Genomic DNA, 12,659 nt, shown 5'->3' with positions numbered 1-12,659 from the left:
AAAGCTCGCTTTTAAAATCCTCTTAAACACCTTATTTTGTTTTCACTAGAACAAAAACTACAATCACTTAATATCTTTATCTTCTTTAATCTAATTAATAATCTATTTAGTAATCCCACATATTTATTTTGAGTTGCATCATCAACGATAAACTTGACACCATACTGCCATAATTCTGAATTCCTCTTTTTGCTCCATACAATTTCGCCATTAAAGGATTGGTTCTTTCCTAAAATCCTTGTATTAAACTGTAAAATTATTTCTGCATTATCAGGTAATTTCAAATAAGATAAAAACCTTAATCCTCCCGGACCTATATCTTCTATACATACTCTTGTAGTACCTGTATTAACTTTTTCCCCATTAACCATAATAATAGATATTTCGGAACATAAGGGAGCATTAAAATATATACGAAAAAACTTTCGTCTATTCGTTTCTTGATTATTTATAATATCACTTCCCTTATATTTTTCTTTTTAATTATAAGTATGTAGATTATAGCAAAACATTCTTAAAAATTATGTCGTAAAAAGTCAACTAATAATTTGGAATAGTAATCACTTCTCTCTATTACTTTTATTTAAAGTAAACATCATAAAATATATACTAAATATGACTAAAACAATAGATATACCTATAAGGAGACCAACCCTCTGGATTTTTCTAAAAGCACTTCCTATTAAAGAAAAAACAATAAATAATATACTTCCATAGGAAGTATATGGGGTTCCTATCATTTTAAATGATATTTTACCATCTTTCTTATAATAATATTTCCTATATTTTATCTCAGCTGATAATATTATTATCCAGTTTAATAATAAAAGTACCCCTGCTGCTGTTGTCATATATTCATAGATTGTTTTAGGTAATAAATAAGATAATACTATTACTATAACAAGTCCTATACCACTTGAATAAAGGGCATAGATTGGCACTCCCCTTTTATTCCTTTTTACAAATATTTTAGGAGCATCATCATTATCGGCAAGGGAAAACAAAATATTTGAACATGCATAAATTGTTCCTACTAAAGTAGGAAAGGTGGCAATAATAATAATAAAATTAAATATTGAATCAATATATGGTATAGAATAGTTAGATAAAGCCGTAACAAAAAAACTTTCAGATTCATTTATATTTTCCCATGATACCATATTAAGGGCTATAAAAATAGACAAAACATAGATAATTATAAGAATAGCAACCAAAAAATAAACAGATTTTAAAATATTCTTTTTATTATCTAGTTCATTTGAAGCTATACCAACTAACCCAACACCTGCATAAGAAAAAAGGGAAAATATCATAGATGACCAAATTCCCTTAAAACCATTAGGAAACCAGTTATATTTTCTCATTATAAAAAAGTTACCACTAATCCTATGATTATATGAAGTAAATCCTAATAATATAATGATTCCAAAAAAAATAAATATAATAAGTATTGAAATTTTTATAATGGCAAAAATAGATTCAATTTGTCCAAAGTCCTTTACACCAAGTAAATTAATACCAAATCCCATAAGTGAATAAATAATAGCAAATAAATACAAAGGAATATCAGGAAACCAATATTTTGTGAAAATAGATAATGCAGTAATTATACTAGACATAATAAGTATACCAGCTGTCCAATATATCCATCCAGAAACAAATCCCATACAGTGACCAAAAGCCTTCTTAGAATATTCTCTAAATGATCCAGGTTCTGGATCATTAACAGACATTTCAGCTAAAGCCCCAAAGGTAAAAAAAGCAACTAAACCTGCTAAAAAATATGATAATATTACAGCTGGACCTGTTAAACTTATTGATAATCCTGTTCCAAGGAAGAAGGCTGCTCCAATAATTGACCCTATACCAATTAAACTAAGCTGCCACCAAGTTATTCCTTTCATTTTTTTCTTTTCTTCTTTTTTATTTTTTATATATCTTATAATTTCTTTTAATGATGTCTCATATCTCATATATCCAATCCCTTCATTCCTATCTTCGGTATATTAGTATGTGTTCAGAATATATGTATATACATTCTTAAGGTAACAAAACAACACATTAAATTGTTTAATTATGTTTTTGTTTTGATGTATTACGAATCTATCAATAACGAGAATGGATTATGGTTTGTATTTTTTAATAACTACATACTACTATCCACTAACAAATATCTTAATTTTTTACATATAAAAAAGGCATCCTTATTCAGGATGCTAACTTATTGCTGATTTTTTCTTGCTTTGTACTAAAAAATCTATTAAGGTTACTGTACCACTAACTAATAGATTAAAATAATAGATAATTATTCTCCATAATATTATGGCATATAATAATACGTTCTTTGTAAAAAAAGAGCCAAAAAGAATATAAAATCCTCCCTCAGATACCCCTACATTTCCAGGAGTGGGAATAAATGAAACTGCCATATATAAAAGGGATTGGATAGAAATAATATCAATTAGAGACGCAGAATTAAACCCTAACGCTCTATATACAAAATAGGTAATGCTAAAATAAAAGGTTAATTGTATTATAGTAATAATTCCTATTTTAATAGACATTAATTTATTTTCTCTTATCTTTTCTATGTTTTCCTTATATTCGTTAAGATATCTATTAAGCTTCACTTCATATTTGGAAACATTTTTAATAATCTTTATTTTTCTACATAGATTTAAAACAGTAAATATAATTCTTTTAATTACTGTAGAATTCAAAAATAGAAAGACTATAATAACTAATCCTATAAAATTTAATATTATCCCAAATAAAATAAACAGAAAAACATTTTTTATTTTCCCATATATAAAACTAACTTTAAGAGTAAACATTGTAATAGAATATAGTGTGATTGATATTTGACGAATTAAAAGCTTGTTTACCATTACAGAAGTGGCTTTACCAATAGGAATTGAATTATTAACCATTGAATAACTCTGCGCAGGCTGCCCACCAGTTGAAAACGGCGTTATAGCACTATAGTATTGACCAATCATAGTTAATCTTAATGAATTTAACAAATTGTTCCTAATATTTAATGCTTTAGTAGTAGTATTTATTATCAATGCATCAGATATCCAAAAACCAAACATAGATAATATTCCTAGAAGGAGAAAAAATTTATTGGTTTGACCCATTAATTTAGGGATTTCCGAAAGCTCATTACTCCTTATCATAATCCATGTTGTTAATATTATTAAACATATTATTAATACATAATTAAATGTTTGTTTTTTCATATAATCGCCTTTCCTTTTTTGGCTTTCCTTTATATAGTTGTATCTATTTATATTAATACCCTTACTAACTAGATTACAATTATTTTATGATTCAATAACTACCTTGTGCAAAAACTACTTAAATAAAAATTATATCTATCATTTGTTAATTACTCTCTTATTATTTTTATTTCTTAGTATAAAATATTCTCCTAACTCTATAATTTTCTCAATGGAATATTGACAAGATAATTTTTTCATATTTAATTTCATTTTTTCTAGCTTTTCTGGATTATTTATCAGACAATCTATTATTGAATTTATTTCTTTAGCTTTATCAACTTTAATTGCAACCCCTGATTTCACAAGAAATTGTGCATTTTCTTGTTCTTGGCCAGGGATTAAATAAGGTATTATTATAGGAATATTTTTAACTATTGCCTCTGATATTGTAAGGCCCCCTGGCTTAGTAATTATTACATCACATAATTCCATTAATTCATGAATCTTTTTTGTAAAACCATATACTACTAATTTCTTGTCTGAATATTTTTTTATAAAGTTTTTTTCTATACTTCTTTTTAATACATCATTTTTGCCACATACAACTATAATCTCTAATGGATTATTGTTTTTAATAAGATAGTTTAGTACTTTTTTCATATTTCTCATGCCCAGACTTCCACCCATCAAGAGAATACGAAATTTACTATTATCATTTATTATTTGCTTTGGTGGTTTTTCAAGAAATTTCCTTTCTATAGGTATACCAAATGGATATACTTTACTCTTATCTACACCCTTTTTTATTAAACTATTAGCTGTATATTTATTAGCTGTTATATATGCATCAACCTTATTACTAATATATGTCTGATGGGCTTCATAATCTGTTACAATAGAGATAAATGGTGTTTTTAATAATCCCTCACATTTAATTCTATCAATAATATTTATTATAAAAGGATGGGTAGAAATAATTAAGTCAGGAGAATAACTTTTAATTATTTGGTAAATCTTACTATAGCAGGCCTTAGTAAATAATCTTGTTATGTATTTATTTATCCTTTGTTTATCACTAATTTTGTAAAGCTTACCATATATTTTAGGTAATCTATTTATAAGAACTTTATATCCATCCTCTATAAGTATTTCTAATATTTTACTAGTTTCCTTTAAAATATCTATCTTTTTAACTTTATATCCCTTTTGACTAAATTCCCTTCCTAGTGAAGAGGCTGCCTGATTATGGCCTCCACCTGTACTAGCAGTAAAGATTAAAATTTTCCCCATTTGTAACCACCTTCTACTCTACTATAAACTTAAGTTTTTTTAATTGATTAACATTTAACTAAACTTTATCAGAAAATAATTATAGTTTTATTAAAGGAATATTAGTTTTTTATTAAAAATCAACAAAACTGATGGATAATAAATCCATCAGCAAGGTCAGAAAGTTTAAATTTTTTTATATTACAAATAGTAGCATTCTAAGTACATCATCAAAACTATCGGAATTATAAACAATATTAGTATCTGAAATTTGTTTCATACCAGGGTAATATGATGCCTTAAAAGCTTTAGTATGGTTTTTATATGATATTTCTACCTTGAAATCTTTTGGTAATTTTATTTTAGAAAATTGAGATTTATCCTCTAATGCTTTTTTCACTTCTTCTTTAATTAGTTTTATAGATAAATTAGGACTAATATTTATAGTAGAGTTTCCTTTACCTTCCTTTACAGCTACAGTTTTTATATTACTATTTATCTCCTTTGCTTCTTTACATATAGCCTTATCGCCACTTATAAAAACTACTGGTACTCCAACCATAGAAGCTGCATAGGCATGTAATAAAAACTCACTAGCATATCTATCATTTATCTTAATATAGTTTAAGTTAGATGCATTCATTGTATGGGAAAGAGGATTGCCTGCAGAGCCTGAATATGTATGATATCCTATAAAAATTGCTGCATCAAATGAATTATCTAATTCTTGAACCATTAGAAATGGATGTTCACTCCATCCCCTTATAAGCTTTGTATTTTCAGGCAATTGGCTATGACTAATATTTCTACCTGACTCATGAGCATCTTTAATCCATATTTCTTTAGCACCAGCTTCTATAGCCCCTTCACATGCTGCTTTTACTTCTTTAGTCATTTGCTCAGCAAATTCTCCATAATCTGCCTTCGATTTACTTGCTTCACTCCAACTAGTAACACCAGTTACTCCTTCAATATCTGCACTAATATATACTTTCATTTTCCCACTTCCCCTCTTAACCAAATTATATATTTACTTCTAAATTATACCATATAAATTAGGATTATTCTAATAAACAAAGCCTACTTTCCCGATTTGTTAGTTAGTGTTTAATTTTTAATTTCTATAATTGTCAATTGCTTTTATTGGCCCACTACTAAAAAAAGACGGCTTTAAGCCGCCTTAGTTTTAGCAAGAAGAGGAAATTGCTGCTTCTCCACCTGTTTTATTTTTTAAGATTTCTTCTTTTTGCTCTAAGATATCATCACTTAATAGTTCCTTCTCTACTTCATTAAAGCCAATTCTATCTATCATTTCTCCAAATCTTTCTCCAGGAATACCATTCGCTTTATAGTATAATATTGCCTTTTCTATGATGTTTAAAGCTTCTTCTTCTGTATGTATTCCCTTTAAAGGTTCCCCTATTTTAGGGAATTTACCCCATTTACCCCCTATAAAAATCTTAACTCCTTCTTTATCTATTTTTACAGCATTTAAATGACATTCCTCTATACAAAGTCCACAATTATTACATTTATCAAAATCAATTGTTATTTTCTCATCTACTCTCTTTACAGCACCTACTTTACATACATCCTCAACTCTACATTTTTTACATCCTGCACATGCTTCATAATCAAGTTTTGGCTTTCTCTGAGCTATTATTCCAAAATCATTAAGATTAGGCTTAGCACAGTTATTTGGACATCCTCCAACTCCTATTTTAAATTTATGTGGAAGTATAACATTATTCCATCCTAGATAAAATCTATCGTGTATTTTCCTGTTTAACATTTGAGTATCCATTAAACCAAACTTACATACAGTTCCCTTACAAGATGTTATAGGTCTAACCTTAGGCCCTGTTCCTCCAGGGTAAAGACCAACCTTCTCTAACTCTCTTTTAACTTTCTCAACTTTTTCATACTTTATACCTGGGATCTCAACTGTAAGCCTAGATGTAAAACTTATATATCCATATCCATATTTTTCTGAAATATCTGCTAGTTTTTTAACTTCTCTAGGTTTTAAATTACCATCTACAGTTATTACTCTACATACAAAATGTTCCTTATCTCTTTGGAATATAAAACCTTCCCCTTTTAATCTTGATATTTCCTTAGCTGTTAGCCCATTACTCAATTTAAGTCCCCCTTTACTAATTAAATTTTGTTATTTTCTTGTCAATCTTATATAAAAATAAAATACATCTACACAACTTAAATAATATGTCTCTTTTTATATGGTATCACCTATTTATAATTAAATCTAATTATAATTAATAATAAAACCATAAAAATAATTTATAGTTGTAATATTAATTATTAGTTCGATATACAAAATTGACTAAAATCATCAATGAAGTCCCTATTAAAATCATCTAAGTATATAAAATTAAATTCCCTAGTAATTAAAAAGTTTTTAATAGGAACTACTTTTAAAGTATTATTTTTTACAGAATTTTTTATAGCTTCTTTTGAAATTACAGTACATCCTAAGTTAGACTGAACTAGAGAAATAAGAGCTGTAATATTCCCTATTTCCATATATACATTCATATCATCTAAGCTATATCCTGCTTTTAAAAGATGATTTTCAAAAACCTGTCTAGTCCCAGAGCCCTGTTCCCTTAATATTAGTTTTTCTTGTAAAACATCCTCTATATTTACAAAATCTTTTTCAGCAAAGGGATGTAACGGTGAAACTGCTAATACCAATTCGTCATCCTTAAACTTTTTGTATTTAACTTTTCCTCTATTAAATGGTCCTTCAATTACCCCTAAATCTATATCTCCATTAAATAATTTTTTTATTATATTTTCAGTATTATCAACATAAAGGATTACATCTATATTTTCATTTTTCTGTCTATACTTTCCAATAATTTCAGGAAGTACATATCCACCAATTGTAAGTGTTGCGCCAACATTATATCTTTTTATTAGGGATGTCTTATTCCTTAAGTTATGTTTTGCTTTCTTACTTAATCTATCAAGTTTTAAAGTGTATTTAAATAATAGTTTTCCTTCTTCTGTTAGCTTCATTTGTCTGTTCTTTTTGTAAAAGAGTTTCGCATTATAGTATTCTTCTAAGGCTTTTATATGTTGTGATATGGCAGGTTGTGTCATATTTAAAATATCAGCAGCTCTTGTAAAGTTCTTAGTCTTTGCAACAGTTATAAACGTTTTTAATTTAAAGTCTATCATATTTCTCCCCCTTAAATACAGAGCTTGTACTTTTATTATACATAAAAAAGGCTGATGGAAATAAACCATCAGCCTTTTTTAAAACTATTATTAAAATTCTACTGACTTTGGAGTTCTTGGATATGGAATAACATCTCTAATATTCTTCATACCTGTTAGGTACATAATTGCCCTTTCAAAGCCTAATCCATATCCTGAATGTTTAACTCCACCATATTTTCTCAGTTCTAAATACCACCAATACTCTTCTTTATCAAGACCCATTTCATCCATTCTTCTCTCTAGAACATCATATCTTTCTTCCCTTTGACTTCCTCCAATTATCTCTCCAACTCCTGGTACTAATAAGTCCATTGCTGAAACTGTTTTATCATCATCATTTAATCTCATATAGAATGCCTTAATATCCTTTGGATAGTCTGTTACAAATACCGGTTTTTTAAGTACTTCTTCAGTGATATATCTCTCATGTTCAGTTTGAAGGTCATTACCCCATTCTACAGGATATTCAAAATCTTTTTTAGCTTTTTTTAGTATATCTATTGCTTCTGTATATGTTATTGTTTCAAAATCAGATTCAACTACATTGTTTAGTCTATCTAATAACCCTTTATCAATAAATCTATTAAAGAATTCCATTTCCTCAGGAGCATTTTCTAATACATAGCTTATTACATACTTTAACATATCTTCAGCAAGCTCCATATTATCTTTAAGGTCAGCAAAGGCAATTTCAGGTTCTATCATCCAGAACTCTGAAGCATGTCTTGGAGTATTTGAGTTTTCTGCTCTAAACGTTGGGCCAAATGTATAAACTTTTCTAAATGCTAATGCATATGCCTCAACATTTAGCTGACCACTTACCGTTAGGTTAGCTTCCTTTCCAAAAAAGTCCTTTGAAAAATCAATCTTTCTATCCTTGTCTAAAGGTAATTTCCCTAAATCTAAGGTGCTAACTCTAAACATTTCTCCTGCACCTTCACAATCACTACTTGTAATTATAGGTGTGTGAACATATACAAAGCCTCTTTCTTGAAAAAACTTATGGATTGCATATGCTGCTAGAGAACGAATTCTAAATACTGCTGAGAATGTGTTACTTCTTGGTCTTAAATGAGCAATTGTCCTTAAAAACTCAAATGTATGTCTTTTCTTTTGTAATGGATAATCGCTATCAGATTCAGCCTCAATAGTTATATTTGTTGCCTTTACTTCACAAGGCTGTTTATTACTTGGTGATTCTACTAAAATTCCCTTTACTTTTATTGCTGTACTTACAGGCAACTTTGAAATTTCTTTAAAATTATCTAAATCTTCTTCAAATACTATTTGTAAGTTCTTAAAAAATGTCCCATCATTTAATTCAATGAATCCAAACTTTTTTGAAGCTCTAACTGTTCTTACCCATCCAGAAACTTCTATTTCTTTGTCTAGATACTTTTCCATGTTTCTATAAATATCTTTTATTAATACAGTTTCCATTTTATTATCCTCCCTTCAATTTTGTTTATCTTTATATTTTTTATATGCAATTTAAATACTTGCAAAATATACTTTAATATACAATAAAAAAACCTTTCATCTCCACAAAGGGACGAAAGGTTGTTTCGCGGTGCCACCCTATTTGTCGGTTTACCGACCATCTCTAATAATATAACGGTTTAGTACCGTCTAAGCCTACTCTCCATTAGGATTTCGGTTAGAGACTCCGAGATGTTCTTCAATATGGGCTTCGTGTCGGTCTCCCACCATCACCGACTCGCTTGGACTACATCCCATATCTACTCTTCTCTTCATAGTCTTTTTCATATTCTATTTTAAACTTAATTTTCTCTTAATTATAATACTTTTTATAAAACATGTCAAAGCTTTTTATATTTCTACATAAATGCTTATTTATCTTATTTTCCTTTTTCTTATACTTTATTATACATTTTGTCTACTGAAAACTAAACAAATTAAAGGGATATCTGTTTTCTGGATTTAATGTAAAAGTATAAGGAGTTTTTTTCTTTGGGTGGTTAAAAGATATCAAACTGGCCCAAAGGGCAATCGGAGTAAATTTTCTCATCTTAGCAAAAGTTTTATTATATTTTTTATCTCCCCATATCGGCATATTTGCATTTGATAATTGAACGCGTATCTGATGATGCCTACCTGTTTTTAACTTAATTTTTAAAAGGCTAAGTACACCATATTCATCAGTTTCAATACTATCAATAAACTCATATTCTAATATGGCCTCTTTTGCCCTCTTAGCATTTTTTGTAACTACCTTAGACATATTAATACTTCCAATTCTCTTTAAATAATTTCTCAATTCTTCCCTTTCTTTTTCTGGTTTTCCACATACTATTGCATAGTATTCTTTTTTTAATCTTTTTGTACGAATTTCTTCTGATAATTTAGCATTAGCTTCTTTAGTCTTTGCAAATACCATTAATCCACCAACAGGTCTATCTAATCTATGAACTAAACCAATATAAGGATTTTTAGCATTAGGATATTTACTTTTTAAATATTCCTTAAGGATAGTTATCATATCCTTGGCTCCAGTTTTATCACTTTGAGATGGAACACCTGAGGGTTTCTCAGTAACTATTATGTGTTTGTCTTCATGTATTATATTTAATTCCATAATACACTATTCTCCTTTTTGTAGATGTTCTCAGCCTTATTAATTATAGCATTATTAGCTTAAAAAGAAAATATTTTATTATTTATCGTCACTATCAAGTAATAGTTGGCAATTTCCCTTATACGATATTAATCATCCAATAATTATTATTTTTTTAATACTCTTAAAAATTACATATGCTTTTTGTTTTTTAACATATCTCTTTTTTATATAACTTAAATTAATTCTTTGATTTTGAATATATTTGGACTTTTAATACTACTTGATATACTATAATAGAGAAATTACAAATATATAATTTTAAGAAGGTGATATAATTGGTTATATTTTCTTTAATTTTCTCCATGGCTGTTATATTATTTCTTGTAAGTAAGAAAGTAAATATAGGATATTCTTTAATGATAGGAGCTGCATTACTAGCAATATTAAATGGTAAGAAACCTAATTATATCTTACAAACTTTTATAGAGACCATAAAAGAGCCGAAAACAATAACATTGGCTATTACAATAGGTTTTATTACAATTCTAGGCCATCTTATGGATAAGTATGGAATATTAGATAGAATGGTAATAGCCCTTGAAAAAATGCTAGGAAGTGCTAAAATAACAATACTTATATCCCCTGCAATTATTGGTACACTTTTAGTTACTGGTGGTGCCCTAATGTCCTGTCCTGTTGTTGAAGGATTAGGAAAAAAGCTTAATTTACCAGAAGATAGAAAAGCTGCTATTAATCTAATATTTAGACATGGTCTTTATTTCATTTTTCCCTTATCACCAGCTGTAATCTTAGCTGTAGAATTAGGGGGTTTTAATGTTTTCGACTTTATAAAACTTCAATTTCCTATTGCTCTAACTATGTATATTCTAGGATATATTTTTTATCTTAAAGATTGTAAACAAACAAATTTAAGTAAATTCCAATTAAAAGAATATCTACTATCAATTAAAGAATTCATCCTTTATTCATCACCTATACTGATTAGTTTATTAGGGGCAATACTATTTGGTTTACCATTTTATATTTCACTAATATTAGGTATTTTATCGAGCATATTTTTAAACTTGTATGATAAGAAAACAGATAGAGAATACCATGTAGATGAAAATTTATTTAAAACTATACGTGAAGGGCTAAAACTTCCTATGGTAATAGCTATAATAGGTATAATGATTTTTAAAAATATTGTTAATGACATTAATGAAATATATATGTATTTAGAGGGATTATTGAATAAAGGAATACCTTTAGAAATACTAATACTAGCATCAAGTGCTATAATATCTTTTCCATTAGCATCTACACAGCCAGGAGTGGCTATTTTATATCCCATGATATTACCACTAGCGCCAGATTATAATACAAAACTTCTATATGGAATGTTTATATATACAAGTTCATTTATGTTCTACTTTATATCACCCCTTCATTTATGCCAAGTGTTAACATTAGAATACTTTAAAGTAAAGCTTAAAAACTTATATAAAAATTATGCTTATATATTACCAATTACTTATATCGTAATGGTAATGATATATGTCATAAATAATTTACAATAAATAATTTACAATAATATTAAGCCAAAGGATAAGTTCCTTTGGCTTAATAAATTTACAATAACTTCTCAAGTTCTTTAATCCTCTCCTTAGACATCTGTTCTATCCCATTTAGTTTATATGGTATTCCCATAGCTTCATATTTATTTACTCCTAAGGTATGGTATGGAATAAGTTCAACATTCTCTACATTTTTAAACCCCTTAACCATTTCTTTAAACCTTTGTATATGTTTTTTGTTATCTGTTAAACCTGGTACAACCACATGCCTAATCCAAACATTTTTACTTGACTCATTTAACTTTTGAGTAAACTTTTTAAATTCCTTAATATCCCTTCCTGTTATCTTTTTATATCCTTCATTATCTACATGCTTTATATCAAGAATCACTAAATCCGTATATTTTAATATCTCTTCATAATTCCCTTTTCCAAAACCTGAAGTATCTATGGCAGTATGCAAACCATTTTCCTTACATAGTTTTAGAAACTCTATTAAAAATTTTGGCTGCATCAAAGGGTCTCCACCTGAACAGGTTATACCTCCTCCTGATTTTTTAAAATATGATTTATATCTTAATGCCTTTTCCAAAAGTGCCTTAGCTAAAATTTCTTTTCCACTATTTAAATCCCAAGTATCAGGATTATGACAGTATAAACATCTTAATTGACAGCCTTGAAAAAAAACTACAAATCTTATCCCAGGGCCATCTCTAAGCCCCATTGTCTCTATGGAATGAATTCTACCTATCATGATATCATCCT

At 28.1% G+C, this 12,659-nt stretch carries 11 protein-coding genes and 1 other annotated feature; of the genes, 1 reads left to right on the top strand and 10 read right to left on the bottom strand.

Annotated features, from left to right (window positions below):
* Positions 1 to 11: 11 nt before the first annotated feature.
* From BET03_RS11685 to BET03_RS11645, 9 genes are all read right to left on the bottom strand, one after another.
* Complete coding sequence (locus BET03_RS11685) at positions 12 to 452, bottom strand: PilZ domain-containing protein (protein ID WP_279230401.1); 441 nt, start codon at positions 450 to 452, stop codon at positions 12 to 14.
* Between the two features lie 108 nt (positions 453 to 560).
* Positions 561 to 1,973: an amino acid permease gene (locus BET03_RS11680; RefSeq protein WP_120170479.1), complete on the bottom strand. Its 1,413-nt coding sequence runs from the start codon at positions 1,971 to 1,973 to the stop codon at positions 561 to 563.
* Positions 1,974 to 2,216: 243 nt separating this feature from the next.
* Complete coding sequence (locus BET03_RS11675) at positions 2,217 to 3,242, bottom strand: lysylphosphatidylglycerol synthase transmembrane domain-containing protein (protein ID WP_120170478.1); 1,026 nt, start codon at positions 3,240 to 3,242, stop codon at positions 2,217 to 2,219.
* 138 nt (positions 3,243 to 3,380) lie between these two features.
* The gene (locus tag BET03_RS11670; RefSeq protein ID WP_120170477.1) at positions 3,381 to 4,514 is read right to left on the bottom strand and encodes an MGDG synthase family glycosyltransferase; all 1,134 of its coding nucleotides are present in this window, start codon (positions 4,512 to 4,514) and stop codon (positions 3,381 to 3,383) included.
* Positions 4,515 to 4,689: 175 nt separating this feature from the next.
* On the bottom strand, positions 4,690 to 5,490 hold the full coding sequence (locus BET03_RS11665; RefSeq protein ID WP_120170476.1) for a M55 family metallopeptidase: 801 nt from the start codon (positions 5,488 to 5,490) through the stop codon (positions 4,690 to 4,692).
* Between the two features lie 189 nt (positions 5,491 to 5,679).
* The gene (locus BET03_RS11660; RefSeq protein WP_120170475.1) at positions 5,680 to 6,633 is read right to left on the bottom strand and encodes a 4Fe-4S binding protein; all 954 of its coding nucleotides are present in this window, start codon (positions 6,631 to 6,633) and stop codon (positions 5,680 to 5,682) included.
* Between the two features lie 182 nt (positions 6,634 to 6,815).
* Entirely contained in the window at positions 6,816 to 7,697 is an 882-nt protein-coding gene (locus BET03_RS11655; RefSeq protein ID WP_120170474.1) for a LysR family transcriptional regulator, read from the bottom strand.
* A gap of 90 nt (positions 7,698 to 7,787) precedes the next feature.
* On the bottom strand, positions 7,788 to 9,179 hold the full coding sequence (gene asnS, locus BET03_RS11650; protein ID WP_120170473.1) for an asparagine--tRNA ligase: 1,392 nt from the start codon (positions 9,177 to 9,179) through the stop codon (positions 7,788 to 7,790).
* A 105-nt stretch (positions 9,180 to 9,284) separates the two neighbouring features.
* Positions 9,285 to 9,503 (bottom strand) — a binding site (T-box leader).
* A gap of 133 nt (positions 9,504 to 9,636) precedes the next feature.
* The gene (locus BET03_RS11645) at positions 9,637 to 10,335 is read right to left on the bottom strand and encodes an RluA family pseudouridine synthase (RefSeq protein WP_120170472.1); all 699 of its coding nucleotides are present in this window, start codon (positions 10,333 to 10,335) and stop codon (positions 9,637 to 9,639) included.
* A 317-nt stretch (positions 10,336 to 10,652) separates the two neighbouring features.
* On the opposite strand from BET03_RS11645, the gene BET03_RS11640 reads away from it, so the two are divergent.
* Positions 10,653 to 11,897 (top strand): DUF401 family protein, encoded by a 1,245-nt coding sequence (locus BET03_RS11640; RefSeq protein ID WP_147417157.1) that lies wholly within the window; start codon positions 10,653 to 10,655, stop codon positions 11,895 to 11,897.
* Between the two features lie 52 nt (positions 11,898 to 11,949).
* Here the strand turns inward: BET03_RS11640 and pflA are convergent, their stop codons facing one another.
* Positions 11,950 to 12,648, bottom strand: a complete 699-nt coding sequence (gene pflA / locus BET03_RS11635; protein WP_279230396.1) for a pyruvate formate-lyase-activating protein — start codon at positions 12,646 to 12,648, stop codon at positions 11,950 to 11,952.
* Positions 12,649 to 12,659 lie beyond the last annotated feature (11 nt).

This window comes from Thermohalobacter berrensis (assembly GCF_003609645.1).
In the GTDB taxonomy this organism is placed as follows: domain Bacteria; phylum Bacillota; class Clostridia; order Tissierellales; family Thermohalobacteraceae; genus Thermohalobacter; species Thermohalobacter berrensis.
Note: the sequence above shows the minus strand (reverse complement) of the source record. Positions and strands in the feature narration are given on the sequence as shown.